The sequence below is a fragment of the Microbacterium sp. CR_7 genome (assembly GCF_041954755.1).
Classification (GTDB): Bacteria; Actinomycetota; Actinomycetes; order Actinomycetales; family Microbacteriaceae; genus Microbacterium.
Window position 1 is genome coordinate 97070 of record NZ_JAVAYF010000008.1, and the last position, 23830, is coordinate 120899.

The 23830-nt window shown below is 70.4% G+C and carries 25 protein-coding genes; 11 read left to right on the forward strand and 14 right to left on the reverse strand.

The window, feature by feature from the left end; all coding sequences use genetic code 11:
• Positions 1-16: 16 nt before the first annotated feature.
• The 4 genes from RAC81_RS16005 to RAC81_RS16020 form a co-directional block, all read right to left on the reverse strand.
• On the reverse strand, positions 17-1372 hold the full coding sequence (locus RAC81_RS16005; protein ID WP_375083274.1) for a dihydrolipoamide acetyltransferase family protein: 1356 nt from the start codon (positions 1370-1372) through the stop codon (positions 17-19).
• A 52-nt stretch (positions 1373-1424) separates the two neighbouring features.
• A complete protein-coding gene (locus RAC81_RS16010; RefSeq protein WP_251585330.1) occupies positions 1425-2405 on the reverse strand; it encodes an alpha-ketoacid dehydrogenase subunit beta in 981 nt (326 codons plus the stop codon).
• Complete coding sequence (locus tag RAC81_RS16015) at positions 2402-3559, reverse strand: thiamine pyrophosphate-dependent dehydrogenase E1 component subunit alpha (protein WP_375083275.1); 1158 nt, start codon at positions 3557-3559, stop codon at positions 2402-2404. Before RAC81_RS16015 ends, RAC81_RS16010 begins: the two co-directional genes overlap by 4 nt.
• A gap of 86 nt (positions 3560-3645) precedes the next feature.
• Positions 3646-4713, reverse strand: coding sequence for a histidinol-phosphate transaminase (locus RAC81_RS16020; protein WP_375083276.1), 1068 nt, complete (start codon positions 4711-4713; stop codon positions 3646-3648).
• A 62-nt stretch (positions 4714-4775) separates the two neighbouring features.
• Here RAC81_RS16020 and RAC81_RS16025 point away from each other — a divergent pair, with 62 nt between their 5' ends.
• Genes RAC81_RS16025 through RAC81_RS16035 form a run of 3 tightly spaced genes read left to right on the forward strand, consistent with a single transcriptional unit; the run spans position 4776 to position 5827 of the window.
• Complete coding sequence (locus tag RAC81_RS16025) at positions 4776-4982, forward strand: ribbon-helix-helix protein, CopG family (protein ID WP_375083277.1); 207 nt, start codon at positions 4776-4778, stop codon at positions 4980-4982.
• On the forward strand, positions 4979-5374 hold the full coding sequence (locus RAC81_RS16030) for a type II toxin-antitoxin system death-on-curing family toxin (RefSeq protein ID WP_375083278.1): 396 nt from the start codon (positions 4979-4981) through the stop codon (positions 5372-5374). The genes RAC81_RS16025 and RAC81_RS16030 overlap by 4 nt, the downstream gene beginning before the upstream one ends.
• Positions 5375-5422: 48 nt before the next feature.
• Positions 5423-5827 carry a phage holin family protein gene (locus RAC81_RS16035; protein ID WP_096713494.1) on the forward strand — a complete coding sequence of 135 codons (405 nt, stop codon included), beginning with the start codon at positions 5423-5425 and terminating at the stop codon, positions 5825-5827.
• 17 nt (positions 5828-5844) lie between these two features.
• Here RAC81_RS16035 and RAC81_RS16040 read toward each other — a convergent pair whose 3' ends face one another.
• Together RAC81_RS16040 and RAC81_RS16045 are read right to left on the reverse strand one after the other, a co-directional pair.
• Entirely contained in the window at positions 5845-7125 is a 1281-nt protein-coding gene (locus tag RAC81_RS16040; RefSeq protein WP_375083279.1) for a hypothetical protein, read from the reverse strand.
• A complete protein-coding gene (locus RAC81_RS16045) occupies positions 7122-7382 on the reverse strand; it encodes a hypothetical protein (RefSeq protein WP_375083280.1) in 261 nt (86 codons plus the stop codon). The genes RAC81_RS16040 and RAC81_RS16045 overlap by 4 nt, the downstream gene beginning before the upstream one ends.
• Positions 7383-7537: 155 nt before the next feature.
• Here RAC81_RS16045 and RAC81_RS16050 point away from each other — a divergent pair, with 155 nt between their 5' ends.
• A complete protein-coding gene (locus RAC81_RS16050; protein ID WP_375083281.1) occupies positions 7538-8077 on the forward strand; it encodes a low molecular weight protein-tyrosine-phosphatase in 540 nt (179 codons plus the stop codon).
• Complete coding sequence (purB, locus tag RAC81_RS16055; RefSeq protein ID WP_375083303.1) at positions 8074-9456, forward strand: adenylosuccinate lyase; 1383 nt, start codon at positions 8074-8076, stop codon at positions 9454-9456. Before RAC81_RS16050 ends, purB begins: the two co-directional genes overlap by 4 nt.
• A gap of 74 nt (positions 9457-9530) precedes the next feature.
• Here the strand turns inward: purB and RAC81_RS16060 are convergent, their stop codons facing one another.
• From RAC81_RS16060 to RAC81_RS16070, 3 genes are all read right to left on the reverse strand, one after another.
• Positions 9531-10994, reverse strand: coding sequence for an MFS transporter (locus RAC81_RS16060; protein WP_375083282.1), 1464 nt, complete (start codon positions 10992-10994; stop codon positions 9531-9533).
• A gap of 64 nt (positions 10995-11058) precedes the next feature.
• A complete protein-coding gene (locus tag RAC81_RS16065) occupies positions 11059-11412 on the reverse strand; it encodes a hypothetical protein (RefSeq protein WP_375083283.1) in 354 nt (117 codons plus the stop codon).
• Positions 11409-12047: an acyl-CoA synthetase gene (locus RAC81_RS16070; protein WP_375083284.1), complete on the reverse strand. Its 639-nt coding sequence runs from the start codon at positions 12045-12047 to the stop codon at positions 11409-11411. Before RAC81_RS16070 ends, RAC81_RS16065 begins: the two co-directional genes overlap by 4 nt.
• 301 nt (positions 12048-12348) lie before the next feature.
• Here RAC81_RS16070 and RAC81_RS16075 point away from each other — a divergent pair, with 301 nt between their 5' ends.
• Positions 12349-13257 carry a helix-turn-helix domain-containing protein gene (locus RAC81_RS16075; RefSeq protein ID WP_375083285.1) on the forward strand — a complete coding sequence of 303 codons (909 nt, stop codon included), beginning with the start codon at positions 12349-12351 and terminating at the stop codon, positions 13255-13257.
• A gap of 18 nt (positions 13258-13275) precedes the next feature.
• Here the strand turns inward: RAC81_RS16075 and RAC81_RS16080 are convergent, their stop codons facing one another.
• Positions 13276-14112, reverse strand: a complete 837-nt coding sequence (locus tag RAC81_RS16080) for a sulfurtransferase (protein WP_375083286.1) — start codon at positions 14110-14112, stop codon at positions 13276-13278.
• A gap of 114 nt (positions 14113-14226) precedes the next feature.
• Here RAC81_RS16080 and RAC81_RS16085 point away from each other — a divergent pair, with 114 nt between their 5' ends.
• Genes RAC81_RS16085 through RAC81_RS16095 form a run of 3 tightly spaced genes read left to right on the forward strand, consistent with a single transcriptional unit; the run spans position 14227 to position 16283 of the window.
• A complete protein-coding gene (locus RAC81_RS16085; protein WP_375083287.1) occupies positions 14227-15144 on the forward strand; it encodes a DMT family transporter in 918 nt (305 codons plus the stop codon).
• A gap of 27 nt (positions 15145-15171) precedes the next feature.
• Positions 15172-15831: a GTP cyclohydrolase II gene (gene ribA, locus RAC81_RS16090; RefSeq protein WP_375083288.1), complete on the forward strand. Its 660-nt coding sequence runs from the start codon at positions 15172-15174 to the stop codon at positions 15829-15831.
• Positions 15831-16283, forward strand: a complete 453-nt coding sequence (locus RAC81_RS16095) for a MarR family winged helix-turn-helix transcriptional regulator (RefSeq protein ID WP_375083289.1) — start codon at positions 15831-15833, stop codon at positions 16281-16283. The genes ribA and RAC81_RS16095 overlap by 1 nt, the downstream gene beginning before the upstream one ends.
• 32 nt (positions 16284-16315) lie before the next feature.
• On the opposite strand, the gene RAC81_RS16100 is transcribed toward RAC81_RS16095, so the two are convergent.
• On the reverse strand, positions 16316-20491 hold the full coding sequence (locus RAC81_RS16100; protein ID WP_375083290.1) for an Ig-like domain-containing protein: 4176 nt from the start codon (positions 20489-20491) through the stop codon (positions 16316-16318).
• Between the two features lie 507 nt (positions 20492-20998).
• Here RAC81_RS16100 and RAC81_RS16105 point away from each other — a divergent pair.
• Entirely contained in the window at positions 20999-21337 is a 339-nt protein-coding gene (locus RAC81_RS16105; protein ID WP_375083291.1) for a helix-turn-helix domain-containing protein, read from the forward strand.
• A 6-nt stretch (positions 21338-21343) separates the two neighbouring features.
• Here the strand turns inward: RAC81_RS16105 and RAC81_RS16110 are convergent, their stop codons facing one another.
• Together RAC81_RS16110 and RAC81_RS16115 are read right to left on the reverse strand one after the other, a co-directional pair.
• Positions 21344-21937 carry a ClpP family protease gene (locus RAC81_RS16110; protein ID WP_375083292.1) on the reverse strand — a complete coding sequence of 198 codons (594 nt, stop codon included), beginning with the start codon at positions 21935-21937 and terminating at the stop codon, positions 21344-21346.
• A complete protein-coding gene (locus RAC81_RS16115; protein WP_375083293.1) occupies positions 21934-22548 on the reverse strand; it encodes a ClpP family protease in 615 nt (204 codons plus the stop codon). Before RAC81_RS16115 ends, RAC81_RS16110 begins: the two co-directional genes overlap by 4 nt.
• Positions 22549-22816: 268 nt before the next feature.
• On the opposite strand from RAC81_RS16115, the gene RAC81_RS16120 reads away from it, so the two are divergent.
• Positions 22817-23290 (forward strand): acyl-CoA thioesterase, encoded by a 474-nt coding sequence (locus tag RAC81_RS16120; protein ID WP_375083294.1) that lies wholly within the window; start codon positions 22817-22819, stop codon positions 23288-23290.
• An 84-nt stretch (positions 23291-23374) separates the two neighbouring features.
• Here the strand turns inward: RAC81_RS16120 and RAC81_RS16125 are convergent, their stop codons facing one another.
• On the reverse strand, positions 23375-23782 hold the full coding sequence (locus RAC81_RS16125) for a hypothetical protein (protein WP_375083295.1): 408 nt from the start codon (positions 23780-23782) through the stop codon (positions 23375-23377).
• Positions 23783-23830: the final 48 nt, after the last annotated feature.

A 23830-nucleotide genomic window follows, 5' to 3' on the forward strand; every position in this document is an offset into this window, starting at 1 on the left:
GCGCGGCATCCTGCCATCACTCGACGAGCAGCGCGGGCTCCTCCAGCACGGACGCGACATCCGCGATGAAGCGGCTCATGCCGTCGCCGTCCACGACGCGGTGGTCGAACGATCCGGCGACCGTCGTGACCCAGCGCGGGCGGACTTCGCCGTCGACGACCCACGGCTTCTGGCTGATGGTCCCCATCGCCACGATCCCGGCCTCACCGGGGTTGATGATCGGCGTCCCGGCATCCATCCCGAACACGCCGATGTTGGTGATCGTGATGGTGCCGTGCTGCTGGTCGGCCGGCGTGGTCTTGCCCTCCCGCGCCGTGACCGTGAGCCGGTTCAGCGCCCGCGCCAGGTCCTTCATGCTGAGGTCCTGCGCGTCCTTGATGTTGGGCACGAGCAGGCCGCGCGGGGTCGCCGCGGCGATGCCCAGGTTGACGTAGTGGCGCACCGCGATCTCCGCGCCGCTCTCGGTCTCTATCCAGGCGGCGTTGACCATCGGCGTGCGGCGAGCCGCCCAGATCACGGCCCGCGCCACGATCAGCAGCGGCGAGATACGGATGTCGGCGTAGTCGGGCGAGGCCTTCAGACGCTTGACCAGTTCCATGGTGCGGGTCGCGTCGACGTCCTTCCACACCGTGACGTGCGGGGCGGAGTACGCACTCTGCACCATCGCCGACGACGTCGCCTTGCGCACGCCCTTGACCGGGATGGACTCGGTGCGATCGTCGGATGCCGGAGCGGATGCCGCGGCCGGCGCCACCCCGCGGGCGAGCCCGGCCGCGGCCGCCTGCGGTGCCGGCACGGTCTCCTCGCGCACATCGCCCCACTCGGGGGTCTGGATGTTGCGGAAGACGCTCGCCTGCTCGGCGTGCTTCACGACGTCGTCGCGGGTGACCTCGCCGTCGGTGCCGGTGGGGGTGACGGTCGTCAGGTCCACGCCCAGGTCGCGGGCGAGCTTGCGGATCGGCGGCTTCGCGATCACACCCACCGACGAGCGCACGGGGCGCTCCGCAGGGCGCTTGCGCCGCGAGGTCGCGCCACCGCCGGAGCCGTAGCCGACGAGCACCGATCCGCCGCCCTCCTCGGGAGCGGGCGCCTCGGCCGTTGCGATCACACCGGGTCCGGCGTCGTCGCGAGCATCCGTCACGAAGGTGATGATCGGCGATCCCACCTCGACCGTCGTGCCCTCGGCCGCCAGCAGCTCACCGACGACCCCCGCGTGCGGCGAGGGCAGCTCGACGAGCGACTTGGCCGTCTCGATCTCGCAGATCACGTCGTTGATCGCGACGGTGTCACCCGGGGCGACCTTCCACGCGACGATCTCGGCCTCGGTCAGGCCCTCGCCCACGTCCGGGAGGGTGAAGTTCTGCGTGCTCATGATTGATCCTTACTGCGTTTCGGCTCGCTGCGCTCGCTCGACGACCAGGTCGTCAGTAGGCCAGGGACCGGTCGACGGCCTCGAGGATGCGATCGGCATCCGGCAGGTACGCGCCCTCGAGTTTCGCGGGCGGGAACGGAGTGTCATACCCCGACACCCGCAGCACGGGGGCTTCGAGGGCGTAGAAGGCGCGCTCCATGACGGTCGCCGCGACCTCGGAGCCGAGGCTCGTGAAGCCCTGCGCCTCCTGCGCGTAGACCATGCGTCCGGTCTTGCGCACCGAACCGAGGATCGGCTCGTAGTCGATCGGGGACAGCGACCGCACGTCGACGACCTCGCAGCTCGTGCCCTCGCCCTCGGCGAGCGCGGCCGCCTGCAGCAGCGTGGTCACCATCGCGCCGTGCCCGACGAGAGTGACGTCGGACCCGGTGCGCACCACGCGCGAGGCGTGCAGCGGCGCGGCGGAGGCATCCAACTCGACCTCGCCCTTGGGCCAGTAGCGGCTCTTGGGCTCCATGAAGATCACCGGATCGTTCGACGCGATGGCCTCCTGGATCATCCAGTACGCGTCGTTCGGCGTCGACGGCGACACCACCCGCAGACCGGGCGTGTGCGTGAAGTACGCCTCGGGGCTCTCCTGGTGGTGCTCGACCGCGCCGATGTGCCCGCCGTAGGGGATGCGGATCACGATCGGCAGGCTCAGCGCGCCCTCGTGCCGGTTGGTGAGCTTCGCGAGCTGCGTCGTGATCTGGTCGAACGCGGGGAACACGAATCCGTCGAACTGGATCTCGATCACCGGGCGGAAGCCCGTCATTGCCAGACCGATGGCCGTGCCGACGATGCCCGACTCGGCGAGCGGGGTGTCGAGCACCCGGCGGTCGCCGAAGTCGCGCTGCAGGTGCTCTGTGACACGGAAGACTCCGCCGAGCTTGCCGATGTCCTCGCCCATGAGCAGGACCTTCGGGTCGTCCTCCATCGCCTTGCGCAGACCGGCGTTCAGGGCCTTGCTGAACGGCATCGTCTCGAGAGTCATGCCTGGCCTCCTGCGCTGTGTCCGGCCGCTCCGCTTGGGGCCTCGAACGACGCCTCGTAGCGGGCGCGCCACGCCTTCTGCTCGGCGATCAGCGGATGCGGGTCGCTGTACACGTGGTCGAACATCTTGTCGGCGCTGGGCGGTCCGAGCTCGACCGTGCGAGCACGCAGATCCTCCGCGGCGTCGGCCGCCTCGGCATCCGTGTCGGCGAAGAACTGCGCCGAGGCGCCGCGGTTCTCGAGGAACGCCCGCATGCGCACGATGGGGTCGCGGAGCGCCCACGACTCCTCCTCGTCGGATCCTCGGTACTTCGTGGGGTCGTCACTGGTGGTGTGCGCGCCGAGCCGGTAGGTGACGGCCTCGATGGCGCGGGGTCCGCCGCCGGCGCGCGCCTCGTCGAGCGCGACGCGAGAGACGGCGTAGCTCGCGAGCACGTCGTTGCCGTCGACCCGGACGCTCGGGATGCCGTAGCCAGCGCTGCGCTCGACGAGCGGCACCCGCGACTGGGTCGTGACGGGCACCGAGATCGCCCAGTGGTTGTTCTGCAGGAAGAACACGGTCGGGGCCTGGTAGCTCGCGGCGAAGACCATGGCCTCGTGCACGTCGCCCTGACTCGATGCGCCGTCTCCGTAGTAGACGATCACCGCCTCGTCGCGGTCGGGGTCTCCGGTGCCGGTGCGCCCGTCGAACGAGAGGCCCATCGCGTAGCCGGCGGCGTGCAGCGTCTGCGAGCCGAGCACGAGCGTGTAGAGCCGGGTGTTGCCGTTCTTCGGGTCGGTCGGGTCCCACCCGCCGTGCGACACCCCGCGCATGAGCCTGATGATGTCGACGGGATCGACGCCCCGGATGCGGGCGACGACGTGCTCGCGGTACGAGGGGAAGATCGTGTCCTGCGCGCGGGCCGCCCGACCGGAGCCGACCTGCGCCGCCTCCTGCCCGCGGCTCGGCGGCCACAGGGCGAGCTGCCCCTGCCGCTGCAGGTTCGTCGCCTGAGTGTCGATCGCCCTGATGGCGACCATGTCTCGGTAGAACTGCTCGAGCTCGGCGTCGCTGATCGCCTCGATCAGAGGCAGATACTGCTCCGCTGCGGGGCTCGGGGCGAAGCTGCCGTCGGCGTCAAGGACACGCACGAGGGGGGTCTCGGGGGTACTCACGCGCTCCACGCTACCCGCGGCCTCATGCCAGGTCACGTATACCTAGGACGCCCTCGTAACTGCCGGGGATCCGAAGAAAAGGCCGGTCAGCGCAGGATGGCGGCGACAGCGAGCACGCGGTCGACCGACGCCTCCTCGCCCACCGAGATGCGGATGCCGTCGCCCGAGAACGGACGGACGACGAGGTCGTTCTCGGCGAACGCGGCAGCCGCAGCATCCGTCTCCCCGCCCGTAGGGAGCCAGACGAAGTTGGCCTGCGAGTCGGGGACGTCCCACCCCTGCGCCCGCAGACCGTCGATGAGCCGGGTGCGGCGCTCGACGAGCACGGCGACGCGCTCCATCAGCTCGGACTCGGCGTCCAGGCTCGCGATCGCGGCGTTCTCCGCGGCGGAGGTGACGGACAGAGGGATGCCGGTGGTGCGCGCCGCGTCGAGGACCTTCTCGTTGCCGATCGCGTAGCCGACCCGCAGGCCGGCGAGGCCGTAGGCCTTCGAGAAGGTACGCAGAACGACGACGTTCGGGTGCTGCTCGAACACGCGCTCGGCGAGGCCGTCGATCGCGTCGTCGTCGGTGACGAACTCGGCGTACGCCTCATCGAGGATCACGAGCACGTCGGACGGCACTCGCTCGAGGAAGCGGGTGAACTCGGCGCGCGTGATGATCGGGCCGGTGGGGTTGTTGGGCGTGCAGAGGATGACGGCGCGCGTGCGTTCGGTGACGGCGTCCGCCATCGCATCGAGATCGTGGCGGGAGTCCGCCGTGAGCGGCACCTGCACGCCGGTCGCACCGGCGACGAGCGGGAGACTCGGATACGCCTCGAAGGACCGCCAGGCGTAGACGACCTCGTCGCCGACGGACGCCGTGGCGAGGATCAGCTGGTGCAGGATCGAGACGCTGCCCGCCGCGACGTGCACCTGGTCGGGCTCCACTCCGTACCGGGCCCCGAGGCGCTCGCGCAGCCGGCCCGCGGTCGCGTCGGGGTAGCGGTTGATCGGCGTCGTGTGCTGCAGAGCCTCGGCGACCGACGGGAGGGGCTCGAAGGGGTTCTCGTTGCTCGAGAGCTTGAACGCGTCGGGTCCGGCCTGCTTGCCCTGTCGGTACGGCGCGAGGGCGGCGATGGCGGGGCGGATACGCGGGAGGATCGGGTCGGTCACAGCACCACTCTAGGATCCACAGGCCTCTGGCAGCCAGGAGACGGCAGTAGTACCATTGTGGTATGGCGATGAATCTGCGACTCCCGGAAGAACTCGACGCGCAGCTCGAGGAGATCGCGCGTGCGCGACACACGTCGAAGCACGCAGTGATCATCGAAGCCGCGACGCGCTTCGCGAGGGACTCTTCCCGTACGTCGCAGGTGCACTCCGCGGTCGACTTCGTGCTGAACAACGACCGTGTGCTGCTGGAGCGGCTCGAAGACGCATGACCGAGTATCTGACGCTCGAAGACGGTCTGACGATCGTCGATCGGCTCGGCTTCCATGTCCGCGATGCGGGTCTGCTCTCGTCCGCCCTCGCGCGCCCTGCAGCTTCGCTCTTCGGCGACGACGCGTATCCGACCCTCGACCGCAAGGCGGCCGCGCTGTTGGAGTCCCTGACGCGTAACCATCCGCTGTTCGACGGCAACAAGCGAACGGCCTGGACGAGCGTCGTGGCGTTCCTCTGGATCAACGGATGGAAGCACGACTTCGACACGGATGACGCCTTCGACCTCGTGGTCGGGGTCGCATCCGGAGCGATCGACCTGGAGGAATCCGAGCGTCGGATCGCCGCGCACCGGGTGCCGCTCTCCGAGTCGGAGCGAACGGGCGATGCCTGACCCGCTCCTCCTGACTTCGCGCGGCGCTCGTGCGAGACTGGCCTGACCATGCGCTTCATCATCCGAGTCGTCGTCAATGCGTTCGCCCTCTGGGTCGTGACGCTGATCCCCGCTCTGCAGGTCACGGTCACGGCGTTCCCTCCGGGCGAGACGCTGCAGCTCGTGCTGACCCTGCTGGCTGTCGCTGCGATCTTCGCACTGGTGAACACGATCATCGGCACGGTCGTCAAGATCGTCGCGTTCCCGCTGTACATCATCACGTTCGGGCTCATCGGATTCGTGATCAACGGCTTCCTGCTGTGGCTCACCGCCTGGATCACGAGCGGCTTCGGCTGGGGACTCACGGTCGGCTCGTTCTGGTGGGGTGTGGTCGCCGCACTCATCATCTCCGTGATCAACGGCATCTTCGGCTTCATCCTGCGTCCGCAGCGCCGCAAGTCCCGCCGCGACTGACTCGGCGAACGCCGACCTCAGAGGCCCACCCGCTCGGCCCGGTACTCGGTGCGCTCGATCACGTCGGCATCGTCGAGTTCGTCCCAGAGGCGGTCGACGCTCTCGATGCGGGGGTCACCCGCGGCGTCGGCGTCCTCCGCGAGGTCGACGTACGACTCCAGCAGATGCGGATCCCCGAAGTCGCCCCGCGCGAACCCTGGCGAGTGCTCCGCGGTGACCATGACGCTGTCCGGTGAGCCCGTCCCCGCGGGAGAGCCACCGCCCGCGAGCGCCCGCACCGAGTCGTCGGTGTAGCCGAGCGCCACGAGGGTCTGGTCGTCCTCGAGCGTGGGGTCGACGGGGCTGCCCGCCGTCACGACGAGAGGCACGTCGTACTCGCTCTGCATCGCGAAGTGCGATGCGATCATGCCTCCCTGCGAGTGAGCGACGATCCGCACCTCGTCGCCGGGCTCCGCACCGGCCGCCTCGACCGCCGCGAGGGTCGCCTCGTAGGAGGCGGAGTTCTGTCCGACGTACAGCTGGGAGTTCGACTTCATATCCCACGGATCGGGCCCGCCCATGTCGCCGGGGGCGAACGTCTGAGTTCCCTTCACGTACACCACGTACTTCGCGACACCACCGTCGAACGAGTACTTCTCGACGGCGACCTGCGCTCCGCGCTTCTCGGGGATGCGACCCAGCGCACCCGCGAGACCCGAGGGCGCTGTTGACGGCGTCGCGGTCTTCACAGGCGTCACCGTGACCGCATCCGCCACCCCGCGCAGCCGGGACCCGCGCGAGATGACACCGCGCCCCGACGTGGCACCCAGGAGAGCCGGGAAGACGCCGACGGGCCCGAGGAGTCCGCCGAGCGGCACCTGCGTGATCAGTCCGGTGAACCGCTCGTCCTCCCACCGCTCGACCAGTCCGCGTGCCAGGCCGGGGATCCGCGGATCGGACTCCTCGAGCCGCCGCATCCCGGCGCGCGCCTCGTTCCCTGCCGCGCCCAGGCCATACGCCCGCGCCTCGACCAGCAGCTCGACGTACTCGTAGGTGTCGGCCATCAACCGGGTGCTCGAAGCCGCGTCGACGCATTCCCCGTGCAGCACCGCCGCCCGCTGACCGAGTGCCCACAGAGCGACAGTGTCGACGAGGGCGCTGAGCCCCGGGGTGTCGACGATCCGCTCGTACGCGCTGCGCAGCATCCGCGCCGCCTGGTCGTGGCCGATCGCCGCGGCATCCACCCGATCCGCCAGCTGCCGCAGTGCGTCGGGGTCGACCGAGATCGCCCCACCGTGGCCGATGTCCGGCCCGCTCACGCGCTCACGCTCGCGATCTGCGCCTCATGCAGTCCCGCGTCGGCCGCAGCGACCCGCGTCCGGGTCGCGAGGCCGCCCAGGGTGTCGCGGAGCGCCGTCACGCCGTCCGACCGCCACTCGGCGTCGTGGGACAGCGCGAGCACGTCTCCGGCGGCACCGTCGAGGGCTTCTCGCGCGACGCGCACCTCAGCCAGCGCCTGAAGCAGTACCCACAGGGCATCGGAGGTCAGGGGTCCGGCGGGAGCGATGGAGAGCATGCCCCCAGCATCCGTCGACCCGGCGACGCCCGCGCCGTCCGCCGGCGTCCGCGACCGGTGTCCGTGAGCATGTCGTCGGCGAGGATGTCGGTGCAGAACAGGTGGCCGCGGCATCCGGCATCGCGCGATCAGCGCTCGGAGGGCAGAATGGACCGGTGACGTCCGAAGATCCCTTCCGCGTGATCTTCGTGTGCACGGGGAACATCTGCCGCTCCCCGATGGCGGAGATCGTCTTCCGCGATCTGGCGGCGCGCCAGGGACTCGGGTCGCGCATCGTGTCCCGCAGCGCCGGCACCGGCGACTGGCACGTGGGCGAACGCGCCGACCATCGCACGATCGACGCTCTCGCCCGCCGCGACTACGACGGCTCGCAGCACCGGGCCAAGCAGTTCACGTACGCGTCGTTCGCCGAGAACGATCTGGTCGTCGCCCTCGATCGCACCCACGAGCGCGTGCTGCGGGAGTGGGCGCGCGATGAGGACGAGGACGGCAAGGTCACGCTGCTGCTCGCCTTCGACCCCGCAGCACCGTCGCTCGACGTGCCCGACCCGTACTACGCCGGCCCCGAGATGTTCGATTCGGTGCTCGGTATGATCGAGACGGCGACCCGCGGGCTGTTCCGCCAGCTCGAGCCGGCTCTTCGCCAGCCCCGCTCGCCCCGAGGGATCGGGGCCCGATCAGGAGGACTCCCCTGACTTTCACGCCCTCGCTCCCCCCGCAGCCCCTCAGTCCCCTCGACGGCCGCTACCGCGGCGCGGTCACCGGGCTGGCCGATTTCCTTTCGGAGGCGGGACTCAACCGCGCACGGGTGGAGGTCGAGGTCGAGTGGCTGATCGCCCTGACCGACCGGTCGCTGTTCGCGACGAGCCCGCTGTCGGATGCCGACAAGGAGCGCCTCCGCGCCCTCTACCGCGACTTCGGACAGGCCGAGATCGACTGGCTCGCCGAGAAGGAGGCGGTCACCCAGCACGACGTGAAGGCCATCGAGTACCTCGTGCGCGATCGCCTCAGCGCGCTGGGTCTCGACCGCATCGCCGAGCTGACGCACTTCGCCTGCACGAGCGAGGACATCAACTCCGCCTCCTACGCGCTCACCGTCAAGCGCGCCGTCGAGGAGGTATGGCTGCCCGCGCTCGACACCGTGATCGCCAAGCTGCGCGAGCTCGCCTCCGAGCACGCCGACGCCGCCATGCTGTCACGCACGCACGGGCAGCCCGCGACGCCCTCGACCATGGGCAAGGAGCTCGCCGTCTTCGCCTGGCGCCTGGAGCGCGTGCGTGCCCAGATCGCCGGGAACGACTACCTCGCCAAGTTCTCGGGCGCGACCGGCACCTGGTCGGCGCATCTCGCCGCCGATCCGGACGCCGACTGGCCGACCATCGCGCGAGAGTACATCGAGGGTCTGGGTCTCGGGTTCAACCTGCTGACCACGCAGATCGAGTCGCACGACTGGCAGGTCGAGCTCTACGACCGGGTGCGGCACGCCGGCGGCATCCTGCACAACCTCGCGACCGACATCTGGACGTACATCTCGCTCGGGTACTTCGCGCAGATCCCCGTCGCCGGTGCGACCGGCTCGTCGACCATGCCGCACAAGATCAACCCGATCCGCTTCGAGAACGCCGAGGCGAACCTCGAGATCTCAGGCGCCCTGCTCGCATCGCTGGGTCAGACCCTCGTCACGAGCCGACTGCAGCGCGACCTCACCGACTCGACGACGCAGCGCAACATCGGCGTCGCGTTCGGCCACTCGCTGCTCGCACTCGACAACCTGCGCCGCGGCCTCAACGCGATCTCGCTGTCGCGCGACGTGCTTCTCGCCGACCTCGACGTCAACTGGGAGGTCCTCGCCGAGGCCATCCAGACCGTGATCCGCGCGGAGGTCGTCGCCGGCCGCTCCACCATCCAGGACCCGTACGCGCTGCTCAAGGAGCTCACGCGCGGGCACCGGGTCGGCGCAGAGGACCTCGCCGCGTTCGTCGAGACGCTCGAGATCGGGGATGCCGCGAAGCAGCGCCTCCTCGCGCTGACCCCCGCGACGTACACGGGCATCGCCGAGCAGCTCGCGCGCTGAGTCAGGCGCTCAGCCCGGGGCCTTTCACGCGTTCGCCTGGCACCTGCTGCGGGAATTCGCCCAGGATTGCGGCGTCAGGTGCCGACCGAGACCGACCCGGGATCCCGTCGCCGACCCGGGGTGTCGGCCGCGCCGGCCGGATCGCGCGGCATGAAGAACGCCGCGGCGAGCGTCAGCACCGCCACGACCGCCGCGGCGACGAACACCCAGAACGAGGCGTTCACGATCGTCGCGGGGTCGTCGGATCCCGCTCCCCGCGCGATCACGGCGTTCGAGATCGCGCCGAACACGGCGACGCCCAGCGCGCTGCCGACCGACCGGGCGAACGCGTTCATGCCGGTGACCGCGCCGCGCTCGCCCCACCCGACCGAGGCCTGCGCGGCGATGAGGGTCGGCGCGGCACTCCAGCCGAGCCCGAAGCCGAGCACGAACGCCACCCCGGCGATCGCGAACGGATTCGGCCACGGCGATACTGCCGCGAGCGCGACCGCGGCGGCCGTGGTGATGCCGAGTCCAGTGAGCGCGGTGCGCCGGAAGCCGATGCGCAGGTACAGGCGTCCGGCGTTCGCGGCGGCGAGCGGCCAGCCGAGCGTCAAGGCGGCTACGGCCAGCCCCGACAGCAGCGGCGCGATGCCGATCGACCCCTCGAGGTAGGCGGGGGCGAAGCTCGTGACGCCGGTCATGAGCGCGCCGATGCCGAGCGACACGACCGTGGTGGTGAGGATCAGCGGCCGGGCGGCCAGCCGCAGGTCGACGATCGGCTCGGCGGCGCGGCGCTCGACGAGGGCGAACACCACGAGCGCTGCAGCGCCGAGCCCGAAGCACACGGCGCTCGGCCACGAGATCCAGTCCCACGCGTTGCCGCCCTCCAGCATCCCGAGGATGAGTCCGGTGAGACCGACCGTGAGCAGCGCGGCGCCCGCGTAGTCGATGCGATGCTGCTGCGTCTGCTTCTGCTCGTGATACCGCCTCAGCAGCATCCAGGCCGCGATCAGGCAGAGCGGGATGTTGATCCAGAAGATCCAGCGCCAGGCGTCGAGCTGCGCGAAGATGCCGCCGAGCGCGGGGCCGACGACCGACGAGATCGCCCACACCGAGGCGATGTAGCCCTGCACCTTCGCGCGTTCGGCGACCGTGTAGATGTCACCGACGATGGTCATCGAGATGGGCGCGACGGCGCCGGCGCCGAGCCCTTGCACGATGCGGAACACGATGAGCGCGGTCATGCTCCCCGCAAAGCCCGACAGCAGCGAGCCGAGCAGGAAGAGGCCGATCCCGAGCAGGATGATCGGCTTGCGTCCGACGGTGTCGGCGAAGCGCGAGTAGATCGGCACGCTCACGGCCTGCGCGAGCAGATAGACGGAGAACAACCAGGGGAACTGCTCGTAGCTGCCCAGGTCGCGCACGATGCTGGGCACCGCGGTGGCGAGGATGGTCGCGTCGATCGCGATGAGGCCGGTCGACAGCATGAGGGCGCCGAGCACCGGCCCGCGTTCCGAACGGAGTCCGACGGAGGCGCGGTCGATGGATGCTGTCACCCTGGGGACAAGCCTCGCGGCGTCCCCGATATTCCGCAAACGTGCAGAATCGGGGAGCGGGCGGTCAGGACTCGGAGTGCTTCGCCGGCCCGTCCGGGTCGGCGTCGGCATCGCGCTCGGCGTCGTAGAGCACCGGGCGGTCCACGGTCTTCGTGACGTCGGCGGGGTCGACCACGAGGATCAGCATCGCCAGGAACAACAGCGTCACGATGAACGCGCCGCCGCCGACGACGAGACCGAGCGCGATGGGCGTCAGCCCCTCGTAGCTGCCGTTCGCGATCGCCGTGTTCACGCGTGCGGTGAAGGCACCGGTCGACACGAGCGTCACGATCGCGGCGAAGACGCCGCACGCGAGCGCGATGCCCAGCAGGTGCAGGGGTCGCAGGATGTCGCGGCGGGTGGGCTTCTCTTCGCTCATCGGTCACCTCCGTGCTCGACCGGGGCGGGGGCGGATGCCGCGGCGGCGGGCTCCACGCGCTTCGGCGTAAGCCCGGCGATGCCGAGGAACACGGCCACGATCGCCGCGTAGCCGCCGAACATGCCCACGCCGAGGATGATGCCGGTCAGTTCGAACTCGCCGGCGCCCTGGATGGCGTACGGCTGCACGAAGCCGGCGGGGATGGTCAGCAGCAGCACCGCGAGCAGGATGCCGAAGGCGCCGACCGTGATCGAGTCGCGCGCGGTCGTCTCACCGGCTCGCCGAGCTCGCAGGCCGACGATGAGCTCGACGACCCCCGTGGTCAGCGCCCAGGCGATGACGACGACGAAGAAGAGGTCCTCCGTGCGCCAGGCCGGTACGCCCGCGGTCATGCCCGCGACGAAGCCGAGCAGGGCCAGCACCACCCACGACCAGCGCTGCCCGGCGGGGAAGACGAGCCAGACCGCGAGCAGCATGATGAGCGAGGTCGTGAGCACGAACCCGCTGAAGACCGAGAGGCCGACGGCCGCGGAGTGATCCGGGGAGAAGGTGATCATCACGGCCGCCGCCGCGGCGAAGAGCGCGCGCAGCAGTTGCACGTGGCGCGGGGTGAACGCGCGAGCAGGGGCAGACATGACGATCCAGAGTCCTCCGGGTGGTTCCTCCCAGTCTACGCGCGGGGCGCAGCGGGTGCGGACGGCCGGGAGCGTCCGTGAGGCCTGACGGATCTCCCCAGATCGATCGTCAGGCCCCACGTGATACGCAGTGACGGGGGCGGCACCGCGTCGAGCCGATCGAGCGCAAGGTCGGGCACCCTGCCTGCCTCGATGCAACCCTGTAGACCCCAGAAACAGCACCTCGTCCCCTTCGGGATGCCTGAGTGGTCGTATGCTCACTGTAGGGGCCGGTTCTTCACATACCGGTGGGGGTGGTGTGATGAGTTTCGAGAGAAGCATCCGTCGTTCTTCGGACGAGTTCTCCGGTGCCCTGCGCGACGCCATCAACGCCCGCGGACTGTCTCTCGCCCGCCTCCATGAGATGCTGCGCTCGCGCGGAAACGGCGTGTCGATGGCGACGCTCAGCTACTGGCGCTCCGGTCGCCGACGCCCTGAAGGAGTGCAGTCTCTGGCGGCGATCGCCGAGATCGAACGCCTCCTGCATCTGCGGCCGGGCGAGTTGACGGCGCGGCTGGGAGCGACGAACCGCACGGGGCCGATCGGCCCCAATCAGTTCCCGATGAACGAGCAGGAACTCGAGCGCGCGGTGCGAGACGCCTTCGCCGCACTCGGCGCGGAGTACCCCGATACCGCCCGGGAGCTCACGACTCATTCCGTGACCGATGTCGACGCGGCCGGCAACGTCGCGCACTGCGAGACCCGCAGCATCGTGCAGTCGACGGTCGGCACCGTCACGTCGATCCCCTTCCTCGAGCTCACGCCCGGAGAGCCGACACCGGCGCCGATCATCACCGCCATCGCGGGTGGACGGATCGCAGCGCGGTACTCGCATCCGAACGGCGAGGTGCATGGCGTCCTCTTCGAGCTCGACGCTCCGCTCCCCGCCCCCGACACGACCATCGTGGAGTGGGCCGTCGACTATCCGCCCGACTACCCCCCGCAGCGCGAGACCGGTCATGCCGTGGCGATGAAGTGCCGCGAGCTGCTGGTGTGGACCCGCTTCCACCCCGACGCGATCCCCGACCACGTCACCGAGCGCGTCGACAACCCGCAGGGCACCACCACGACGACGACGGAGATCGGCGGACGGACATCGGTGGCGCAGGTCCGTCGGGGTTTCGGCCCGGGCGCCCTGGGGCTCAGCTGGAGCTACGACGACGGACGATAGTCCGCGGAGCGGCGCGCCTCATCCGGGCTGCTCTCCCACCGCGACAGGGCGACCGGGGGTGTTCGACCACTGGCTCCACGAACCGGGGAAGACCTTGCCCTGGATGCCGACCTCGTCGAGCACGAGAGCGGTGTGCGCGGCCGTGATGCCCGAGCCGCAGTAGGCGGCGACGGCCGTGCCCTGCGTCACCCCCACGGCGGCGAAGGTCGCCCGCACGGTGTCGTGATCGAGGATGCGACCGGCGGAGTCGAAGTGCAGCACGGTCGGCAGGTTGATCGCGCCGGGGATGTGCCCCGCCTGCGGGTCGAGCGGCTCGACCTCGCCGCGGTAGCGCTCGCCCGCGCGCACGTCGAGGAGGACTCCGGATGCCGGCAGCGCGGCGGCCTCGTCGATGGTGATCGCGTCCGCGCCGATCTCGGCGAGCGTGACGTCTCCCGCCTCCGGCGTCACGTCATCGGTGGCCACGTCGTGTCCGGCCTCGCGCCAACCGCGGATGCCGCCTTCGAGCACCCGCACGTCGACGCCCGCCTGACGCAGCAGCCACCAGGCTCGTGCGGCGGCCACGCCCTTCGCGTCGTCGTAGGCGACGACGACGTCTCCGTCGCGGACGCCCCAGCGGCGCGCGGCATCCTGCAGCTGCGCCGTCGTCGGGAGCGGATGCCGTCCGTCGGCCGGTTCGCCGTGCGACGAGAGCTCCGTGTCGAGCGGCACGTACACCGCATCGGGGATGTGCCCCGTGAGATAGTCGGCGCGTCCGTCCGGCCGGTCGAGCCGCCAGCGTACGTCGATCACGCGCACCGGCGCCCCTGACGTCCGCAGCTCGTTCAGTTCGGCGACGCTCACGAAGTTGCTCATGGTGCGAGGGTACCCAGCGCGCGGCAGGGTCGGGCCTCGGGCGCCACACGCCGTCACGTTTCCCACCCTCGCCGCGGCGGTAGGCTCGTGACGGCCGCGTCAGGAAGGGACAGCATGCCCTCTCGACTCCGCTGGATGCGACTCCGCCCGCAGGAGACCGCGCTCATCGCGATCACCGCGGTGTGGGGCAGCACGTTCCTGCTCGTGCACTGGGCGATGCAGCATTCCGGACCCTGGTTCTTCGTCGGCATCCGTTTCCTCGTCGCCGGCATCATCAGCGTCGGGATCTTCCGGGGAGCGCTGCGCGGCATCCGCTGGCGCGACATCGGCGCCGGAGTCGCGATCGGCGTGATGATCCACCTCGGCTACGGTCTGCAGACCGTCGGCCTGCAGACGATCGACTCCAGCACGTCCGCCTTCATCACGGCGATGTACGTGCCGCTCGTTCCGCTCGCGCAGTGGGCGGTCTTCCGCCGACGCCCGCCGGTCATGGCCTTCGTCGGCGCAGGACTCGCCTTCGTCGGCCTCGTCCTCATCGCAGGGCCGGACGCGTTCGCGCTGTCGCTCGGCAGCGGCGAGATCGTCACGATGATCAGCACCCTGCCCATCGCGGCCGAGATCATCCTCATCTCGGTGTTCGCCGGGCGCATCGACCTCGGGCGGATCACGGTGGTCCAACTCCTCACGGCCGGTGTCCTCGGGCTGCTGACGATGCCGATCGTGGGCGAGTCGCTGCCCGCGTTCTCCTGGGTCTGGGTCGGCTGCGCGGTCGGTCTGGGAGCTGCGAGCTGTCTCATCCAGCTCACGATGAACTGGGCGCAGAAGTCGGTCTCCCCCACCCGCGCGACGATCATCTACGCGGGAGAGCCGGTCTGGGCGGCGATCGTCGGTCGGGTGGCGGGCGAGCGTCTCCCGGTCACCGCACTGCTCGGCGGAGCGCTGGTCGTGCTCGGCATCCTCGCCAGTGAGCTGAAGCTGGTGCGTCGCCGTCGTCCGGCGGCGGTGGACGCACCCGCGACGCCGCGGGAATAGAAGTGCGGGGGCGGCGTTTCACCCCACATGATTGAAACTTCAACCGTCGTCCCCCTCGCTACCGAACGGACGCGCGTGCGGGTTCCGATGCGCTTCGGCGACGGCTACTCCACGACGGCGGACGTCGTCACCTTCGACGGCCTCGCCGACGGCCGCGAGCACCTGTTGCTCGGACTCGGCGACTGGCGAGCCGCTCTCGAGCGTTCGGCGGACGGCGGCGATGCTCCTCTCGTGCGTCCGCACAGCGAGTGCCTCACCGGTGATGTCTTCGGCTCCGAGCGGTGCGACTGCGGACCGCAGCTGCGCGAGGCCGTGGAGCGGATCGCCGACGAGGGCGGGTTCCTCCTCTACCTGCGCCAGGAAGGTCGCGGCATCGGCCTGTACGCCAAGCTCGACGCCTACGCCCTCCAGGACTCCGGCCTCGACACGTACGAGGCGAACGTCGCGCTCGGCCGCGGCGAGGACGAGCGGGACTACACCGTCGCCGCGCAGATGCTGGGCGCGGTCGGCGTCGACCGCATCCGCCTGTTGAGCAACAACCCCGACAAGGCGGCGCAGCTCGCCTCGCTCGGCATCGACGTCGTCGATCAGGTGCGCACGGGCGTCCACGAGACGTCCGCGAACCACCGCTACCTCGAAGCGAAGCGCGACCACACCTCGCACACGATCGACCTGTCAGCGGCGTGATGAGCGACCGGCGACTGGACGACGACGAGATGGCGGCGTGGCTGCCGACCATCCGCTTCGTGCAGCTGCTGCCGCAGGTGCTCGATCGCACTCTCAAGCGCGAGACCGGCCTCAACCATGCGCACTACGCCATCCTCGTGACGCTGGCCGGCGGCGACGCGGTGACGATGACCGAACTCGCCCGCATCGCGGGATTGAGTCGTTCCCGCCTGAGCCATGCGCTGGATTCGCTCGAGGAGCGCGGATGGGTCGAACGCACGAGTTGCGGGAAGGACAGGCGCACGCTGTCGGCGTCGCTGACGCCGGAGGGCCGCGAGCTGCTGCGATCGGCGGCGCCTGTGCACGTCGCCCAGATCCGCGAGCTCGTTCTCGAACCCCTCACCGACGAGGAGCGTCGTCAGCTCGGGGCGATCGTGGGAAAGCTCCTGCCGGGCGTCACGGCAGCACTGTAGGGGCGCACCTACAGGAGCGGGAGCGGCCTCCTTCAGGAGCGGGAGCGACGCACGAGGAGCACCACCCCGCAGGCGACGAGGATCAGGCCCGCCCCGAGCGGCAGCCAGGGCGGCGCGCCACCCGTCGCCGACAGCCCGCCGCGGGATTCGGACCCACCTGTCGCCGGCAGGCCGCCACGGGATTCGGACCCACCCGTGCTCGGTGGCGCCGGGGCCTCCGGCGTGACGGTCACCGTCGCTGTCGCCGTGACCCCGGTGCCGTTCTCGTCGACGACGGAGTAGGTGATCGCCGTGGTGGTGCCCGCGAAACCCGGAGCCGGGGAGAAGACGAGCGTTCCGTTCCGTACGGACCAGACCCCCTCTCCGTCGATGGTGAGCTCCGTCACCGGCGACCCGTCGGCCCCCACGACACGGAGGGATGCCGGATCGAGTGGTGCACGGTCAGCGCCGGGCGAATCGTTGTCGAGGACGTCGAGGACGACGGGCACACCGGGTCGCGTGACGGCGGTGTCGTCGCGCGCGATCGGGTCGACCCCGGAGACCGTCACGACGAGGGTGGTGGAGGCGCTGTTGCCCAGCGAGTCCGTCACCGCATACGTCACGGCCGTCGCGGCTCCGCGGAAGGCCGGCGCCGGGGTGAAGGTCACGCGTCCGTCGTCGTCGATCGCATAGCGCCCCTGGCCGGGGACCTCGAGCGTCCGCCCGTCGGCTCCTCGCACCGCACCGGTGGGCTGGCCGGCGTCGGTGAAGACGACGGATGCCGGGTCGAGCGCGCCGTCCGAGCCGTCGGCGAGGAGGCCGGGCGAATCGTTGCCGAGGACGTCGACGGTGACCGGCACGTTCTGCGCCGTGATGTCGGCATCCGCGACCGCCGCGGGCCCCGGCCGCACCGTCGCCTCGACCGCGGCGGTCGCGGTCGAGCCGTTGCGGTCGCGCACGGTGTAGCGCACCGGCGTGGTCGAGCCGGAGAAGCCGGCGGATGGGGTGAACGTCACCGTCCCGTCGTCACCGAGCGCGAAGACGCCCTCGCCGGCGACGTCGAGCGTCTTGCCGCCGTCGCGGATCTCGGCCGCGACGCCGGTCGGGACGCCGCTGGGCTCGAACACGACCGAAGCCGGGTCGAGGGGCACGGAGTCGTCTCCCGGCCGGTCGTTGTCGAGGAGGTCGAGCGTGATCGGCGTGTTGAAGGGGGTTGTCACGGCGTCGTCGGTGGCGGTCGGGGTGACCGCGGTGACGGTCACGGCGATGGTGGATCCGGCGGCGTTGCCGATCTCGTCGACGGCGGTGTACGAGACGGGGGTCGTGGTGCCGACGAAGGCGGGCTCGGGGGTGAACTCGACCTCGCCGGTCGCGGGGTCCACGACATAGGTTCCCTGCCCGGGAACGGTGAGGGTGCGGCCGTCCGCGGAGACGACGGCGCCCGCCGGCTGTCCCGTCGCCGGGAACCGCAGCGTAGCCGTGTCCCACTCCCCGGCCGAGTCGTCGGCGTTGCGCGAGGGGGCGTCGTCAGTCAGCGGCTCGACGGTGGCCGCGGCGCCTTGTGTGGTGGTCGCGGTGTCCGGGTTCGCCTCGGGTCCGGGGCGGACGGTGACCTGCACCAGCGCTCCCGCCTGCTGCCCGTTCGTGTCGACGATCTCGTAGGTGACGGGCGTCGTCGGTCCGGTGAAACCCGGCACGGGAGTGAACTCCACCACCCCGTTCTCGTCGATCACGAACGTGCCCTGACCGTCGATCGTGAGGATGTTGCCCGTGCCCGAAATCTCCATCCCCTCCTCGAAGGCGAGAGCGATGTCCCACAGCGTCAACGCGGGCACCAGCGGCGCCGACGGGTCCCCCGGCCGATCGTTGTCGAGCAGCGCGATCGACACCGGAGTGTTGAACGGCGTGAACCCGGAATCGTCCACCGCCACCGGCCGCACCTCCGTCACCGCGACGGCGATGCTCGACGACACCTCGACCCCATGCGAATCCCGAGCCGTGTAGAGCACGGGAGGAGTCGTCGCGCCGAAGAACGCACGATCCGGCGTGAACGTCACCACACCCGACCCGGGGTCGACCTCGTATGCGCCCACGTCGGGGAGGGTGAGAATGCGTCCCCCGTTCGAGACCACGGCCCCCGCGGGCTGACCACCCGTCGAGAACACCACACTCGCCGGATCGAACACGCCCGTGTCGCACCCGGCCGGCACATCCGACTCACCCGGATCACACGGGTTGCCCAGATCACTCGCCGCGTCATTGCCCAGCACATCGATCTCCACCGGCACACCCTGCAACGTCGTCGCCGCATCCGCAGACGCCACCGCACCCGAACCCACCGTCACGACGATCTCCGCCACCGCCCGAGACCCGTTCGCATCCGCCACGCTGTACCCCACCGCCGACGCCACACCCTCAAAACCCGGCACCGGATCGAACTCGACCTCCGAGCTGGCCGGATCGAACGTGTACACACCTTGCCCCGGCACGGTGAGCACGCGCCCGCCCGAAGTGATCGCGCTGCCCGCGGGCAGAGCGGGCGAGGTCTCGAAGCGGAACGTCGAGGGAACGAAGGCGCCCGCGCTGCCGTCGGCCCGCTGACCGGCCACGTCGTTGACGAGCACCCGCACGGTCACGTCGACGTTCATCGGTGTCGCCGCAGCGTCGTCCGCCGCCGCCGGGCCCGGTCGCACGGTGGCGCTACCCGTGGCGGTCGATGTCTGCCCGTCGTCATCGACGATGCGGTACTCCGCGCTCGCGGTTCCGCTGAATCCGGGCGCAGGGGTGAAGGTGATGTGTCCGTCTGAGCCTACGGTCCACACTCCCTCCGCCGTCTGCAGGCGCTTGCCTCCATCGGTGGCCGCGGGGGACGTCAGAACGGTCTGACCGACGAGGATCGCACCGTTGCCCGGCTGATCGTTCGTGGCACCGGCCAGCGTGATCGGGGTGCCGAAGACCCCGACTCCGCTGTCGTCGACGGCGGCGGGCGGAGGAAGCACGTTCGTGAAGGAGCACTGCACGTTCGCACCCGTCCCGCTCGGGGCCGTGAAGCTGCCGGATCCACCCGTCCCGCTCGCGATCACGCGCCCGTCGGCGTCCGCACACGACCAGGTCGTGTCGTACCTCGAGAGGTCGGTCGTGCCGACCGGCTCCTGTCGGATCGTGTAGCTCTCGCCGGGGATGATCAGACCCGGCTCGCTGGGGGCTTCGGTGCCGTCGGGGGCGGAGGTGCTCGGCGGGAAGTCCGGCGGACTCCCCTGCGGGATGTACGAGCCGCCGTCGAGGATGGCACGTGCCTGGTCGGAGGGCTGATCGCGCGGTCCGTCGAAGCGGACGACGGTCTCGGCCGTGGACGGGTTCGCGCAGGAGCCCAGATCGGTCCACGGACCGCCGGTCATCGGCAGCGGAGCGCCGATGGGAGCACCGGTGATCGGGTTCATCTTCTGCAGAGAGGTCGTGCCGCCGAGGTACAGGAACCCGTCGGAGCCGAAGGCGACCCCGCCGGACGCCGCGGTCGTCGCCCCACGAGAGAGCTCGCGCGACGGGAGGGTGGCTCCGGTGCCGGATGTCGGGACGACACCGTTGGTTATGTACAGCGCAGCCGTGTCGACGCTGCTGGCGATGAAGTAGAGACGCCCTGCCTTATCGAAGGCGATGTCACCGTTGCTCCCCGGCGAGTTCGCCGCCTGCACCGAGAGCACGGGGCCGCTCGGCGCGGCGTTCGTCACCGGGTCGTAGACGAAGAGGTTCAGAGTCGCTCCGGCGAATCCGCCGTAATAGTAGAGGCCGGTCGCGGGGTTGATCGCTCCGACGGTGCCTGCGACGACCCCGGCGGGCTTGGGGGTGAACGACGTGGTGCCCGCGGCACTCGCCGCCGGGTCGTACTCGACGATGCTCGTTGTGGTGCCGACGATGGCGAGCGCGCCGGCCGCGCTGAGGCCGAGCTGGTTCGGGTTGGTCCCGGCTCCCGCCGGCATCGCGAAGACCGGCGTCGGCGAGATCGCTCCGGTCTTCACGTCGACCTGGCTGACGGCACCGGTCGAGTTGTTGCTGGCGAACAGCGTGTCGACGCACGCCAGCGGTGCCGCTGCGGAGGCGCTGACCGAAGGTCCCGTCGTCGCCAGGCCTGCCGCGAGCAGCACTCCGGCGACGAGCGCAGCGCAGACCCGAGATCGCCGCGATCGCGGGCGCCGCGGGTGGGTGCGAGAGATGTCGGAGAACAGGGGCACGCTGAGGTCCTTGTCGGTCGTACGGCGGATGGGGAGACGCTCGGCGCCGGCCGCAGAAAGCTACCAACACGGCGTTCACTCCTCGGGGAAGAAGTGTGAACACCGCGGTACTCCGGAGGCGCGGACTCCCGGGCGCGTGGGGGACGACGGGGACGGAGCAGAGGGGCTCCGCCCCCGTCCGTGCGAGGCCGAGGCTGTGCCTCCGCCCGGGGGGACTGGGGCGTGAAAGGCTCTCGCAGCTCGACACCCCGTGTGTGCTCGAGGGGGCAGGGTGCCGATGGATGCGGTGCGGAAGGCGCGGCGTACCCCACGCCTCACCTTCCGCACCGCAGCTCTCCCGATCTCGGCGGGAACCGGCGACGTATGGGTCGGCGTCTCCGGTGGGCAGCACCGTAGCAAGGGCGTGTTCACATCACGATGGAGAAGATGTGAACAGCGCGCGGTCCCGACTTTCTGCTGTGAGCAGAACGGGTCGAGCGGGCCACCGGCCGAGACGTACCGTGGGGCATGGCCGACTTCGCTCCTCTCCCCCGCGTCTCCCGCTCGCCGCGACCCGAGCCGCTGTGGCGCCATCTGCTCGGCGAGCAGCTCCGCCGCCGCAGACACGAGCGCGACGAGACCCTCACGAACACGGCGGACCGCGCCGGAGTCTCGCCGCAGTACCTCTCGGAGGTCGAACGCGGACTCAAGGAGCCGTCGAGCGAGATGATCGCCGCGATCGCCGGCGCCCTCGACATCTCGCTGATCGAACTCACGAGCGCGGTCGCCGACGAGCTGCGGACGGCGGCCGCGCCGGCATCCGTCGCCGTGTCCGCCGCCCGCGGCGCGTTCGCTCTCGCGGCCTGACGGGGCTCAGACCGTCCGCTCCCCCAGCACGGTGTCGATGAGGCCGTACTCGAGGGCGGCGGATGCCGTGAACACGCGATCGCGGTCGGTGTCTGCCCGCAGCTCCTCGACCGTGCGACCGGAGTGCCTGGCGAGGACCGACTCCATGTCGGAGCGCACCCGCACGACCTCGTCGGCCGCGAGGATCAGATCGGGGATCGCACCGCGCGACTGTCCGGCCGGCTGGTGCAGCACGATGCGCGCATGGGTCAGCGCGGACCGCCGCCCCCGAGCACCCGCCGCGACGAGCAGCGCTGCCGGGCCGATGGCCTGACCGACGCACGTCGTCGCGATAGGCGGACGGATGTGCTGCATGGTGTCGTAGACCGCCAGCGCCGCACCGGGATCGCCGCCCTCGCTGTTGATGTAGAACTGCACGGCCGACTCCGGGCTGTCGGCGTCGAGGTGCAGCAGCTGCGCGATGAGCGCGTTGGCTACGCCCGCGTCGATACCGGTGCCGAGGTAGATCACGCGCTCAGCGAGCAGGTGCGAGTACACGTCCATGACGCGCTCGCCCCGCGGATGCTGCGCGATGACGTTCGGGATCGTATAGCTGCTCATGACACGACCCCCAGTCCGACCCGCGCACGGCGGCGCGGCATGATCTCGGCGACCGAATCCAGGATGCCGTCGATGAAGCCGTAGTCCTTCGCCTGCGGGGCGGTGTACCAGCGGTCGTGCAGAGAGTCCTCGAAGATGCGCTCCGGCGGCTGCCCCGTGTCCTCTGCGATGAGACCGAGCACCGTGTCGCGCATGTGGCGGAGGTCGCCGGCCTGGGTCTCGATCTCGACCGCGGATCCGCCGATGCCGGCGGACCCCTGATGCATGAGGATGCGGGCGTGCGGCAGCGCCCGACGCTTGCCCTTCGTCCCGGCGGAGAGGAGGAACTGGCCGGCGCTGCAGGCGAGTCCGAGGGCGAGGGTCGAGACGTCGTTCGGGATCAGCGTCATGAGGTCGCGGATCGCGAGCATGGACGGCACCGAGCCACCCGGGGAGTGGATCCACAGGGCGATGTCGGTGGTCGGGTCCTCGGCCGAGAGGGTCAGCAGCTGCGTCATGAGCAGCGTGCCGTTGTCGTCGTCGAGAGCGCCGTCGAGCACGAGCACCCGCTCGTGGAACAGCGCGCGGCGGGCCTCTGGCCCGAACTGCGGGATGGGGTTGTCTTCGCTCATGCCCCCAGCATCCGTCGCCCGTGCTCGGCCCGCGCGAGAATCCGCCCGGGGCGGATCCGCCGTCGGCAGAGTCGGCTTCCGCGTGCAGGGAGCCGCGTCGCTCGTAACTCGTAACTCGTAACGAAGGAGATCTCGCGCTGCGAAGGAGATCCTCTCGCACTCGCTCCTGCGGAACGTGTGATCTCCTTCGCTACGGGCGCGGGCGCTCCCGCTCTGCGGAGAGGTCGCCGTAACATCGCCGACTCATGACGGACGTAGCCTCGACCGCATGACGACGCAGCAGACGCCCGAGTGGCAGTGGTCGGAGGACGGCATCAACTTCCGCACCCGCAAATGGGTGCGCCCGGAAGACCTGAACGCCAACGGTTCGCTCTTCGGCGGCAGCCTGTTGAAGTGGATCGACGAGGAGGCGGCGATCTACGCGATCGTGCAGCTCGGCAACTACCGCGCGGTCACGAAGCACATCTCCGAGATCACGTTCGAGGCCTCGGCGGTGCAGGGCGACCTCGTCGAGCTCGGACTGCAGGCGACGCACTTCGGCATCACCTCGCTCACGATGCGCGCGGTGGCCCGCAACATGATCACCCGCAAGCGCATCCTGACCATCGAGAAGATCGTGTTCGTCAGCCTCGACGAGAACGGTCGGCCCACCCCGCACGGGTACCGCGACATCACCTACAACCGGGACCGGATGCCGACGGAACGGCTCGCCACTGGAACGGTCGCGCTCCCGAAGCACTGACTGCAGGGGATCTCACGTAGCGAAGGACTCGCCGCGGCATCCGCTCCTGCAGTGCGTGCGATCTCCTGCAGTGCGTGCGACGCGTCAGCGAGCGAGCGCGGGAATCGTGCCGGTCGCAGGCGGCGACGTCGTGACCGGCGCGGTGGATGCTGGTGCATGGGCGACGACGGCGGCGACGCGCGCGGCGCGCGCCGTCGACCGCGCAGGCTCACCCGCGTTGACGATGCCGCGCACCACCGCTCCGATGACCAGCAGCCCGACCAGCAGCGCGCCGGAGACGATGACCGGCATCCACTGATTCGCGAACGACGCGGCCAGGCTCAGCACCGCGGCGGGGATCCAGACCCCGACCGCGCCGCCGGCCAGACCGGCCGCTCCGCGCATGACGGCGATCGCCGCGACCAGCGAGCACAACCCGGCCAGCACGGCCCCCACCACTCCGATCGGCACCAGAATCGATGCCAGATCGCTCGCAACCCTCGATGACGTCATGACGACCCCCCGTCAGCGGACCCTCCGCACTACCAACAGTACGAAGGA

Bases quoted from the DNA above. Each gene is read 5' to 3' on its own strand.
- RAC81_RS16010 (WP_251585330.1), bottom strand. From the start codon at position 2,405: ATGACTCTCGAGACGATGCCGTTCAGCAAGGCCCTGAACGCCGGTCTG.
- RAC81_RS16085 (WP_375083287.1), top strand. From the start codon at position 14,227: ATGCCCTCTCGACTCCGCTGGATGCGACTCCGCCCGCAGGAGACCGCG.
- RAC81_RS16125 (WP_375083295.1), bottom strand. From the start codon at position 23,782: ATGACGTCATCGAGGGTTGCGAGCGATCTGGCATCGATTCTGGTGCCG.
- RAC81_RS16110 (WP_375083292.1), bottom strand. From the start codon at position 21,937: ATGAGCAGCTATACGATCCCGAACGTCATCGCGCAGCATCCGCGGGGC.
- RAC81_RS16005 (WP_375083274.1), bottom strand. From the start codon at position 1,372: ATGAGCACGCAGAACTTCACCCTCCCGGACGTGGGCGAGGGCCTGACC.
- RAC81_RS16095 (WP_375083289.1), top strand. From the start codon at position 15,831: ATGAGCGACCGGCGACTGGACGACGACGAGATGGCGGCGTGGCTGCCG.
- RAC81_RS16065 (WP_375083283.1), bottom strand. From the start codon at position 11,412: ATGAGCGAAGAGAAGCCCACCCGCCGCGACATCCTGCGACCCCTGCAC.
- RAC81_RS16105 (WP_375083291.1), top strand. From the start codon at position 20,999: ATGGCCGACTTCGCTCCTCTCCCCCGCGTCTCCCGCTCGCCGCGACCC.
- RAC81_RS16025 (WP_375083277.1), top strand. From the start codon at position 4,776: ATGGCGATGAATCTGCGACTCCCGGAAGAACTCGACGCGCAGCTCGAG.
- RAC81_RS16120 (WP_375083294.1), top strand. From the start codon at position 22,817: ATGACGACGCAGCAGACGCCCGAGTGGCAGTGGTCGGAGGACGGCATC.
- RAC81_RS16030 (WP_375083278.1), top strand. From the start codon at position 4,979: ATGACCGAGTATCTGACGCTCGAAGACGGTCTGACGATCGTCGATCGG.
- RAC81_RS16075 (WP_375083285.1), top strand. From the start codon at position 12,349: ATGAGTTTCGAGAGAAGCATCCGTCGTTCTTCGGACGAGTTCTCCGGT.
- RAC81_RS16070 (WP_375083284.1), bottom strand. From the start codon at position 12,047: ATGTCTGCCCCTGCTCGCGCGTTCACCCCGCGCCACGTGCAACTGCTG.
- ribA (WP_375083288.1), top strand. From the start codon at position 15,172: ATGATTGAAACTTCAACCGTCGTCCCCCTCGCTACCGAACGGACGCGC.
- RAC81_RS16080 (WP_375083286.1), bottom strand. From the start codon at position 14,112: ATGAGCAACTTCGTGAGCGTCGCCGAACTGAACGAGCTGCGGACGTCA.
- RAC81_RS16035 (WP_096713494.1), top strand. From the start codon at position 5,423: ATGCGCTTCATCATCCGAGTCGTCGTCAATGCGTTCGCCCTCTGGGTC.
- RAC81_RS16045 (WP_375083280.1), bottom strand. From the start codon at position 7,382: ATGCTCTCCATCGCTCCCGCCGGACCCCTGACCTCCGATGCCCTGTGG.
- RAC81_RS16115 (WP_375083293.1), bottom strand. From the start codon at position 22,548: ATGAGCGAAGACAACCCCATCCCGCAGTTCGGGCCAGAGGCCCGCCGC.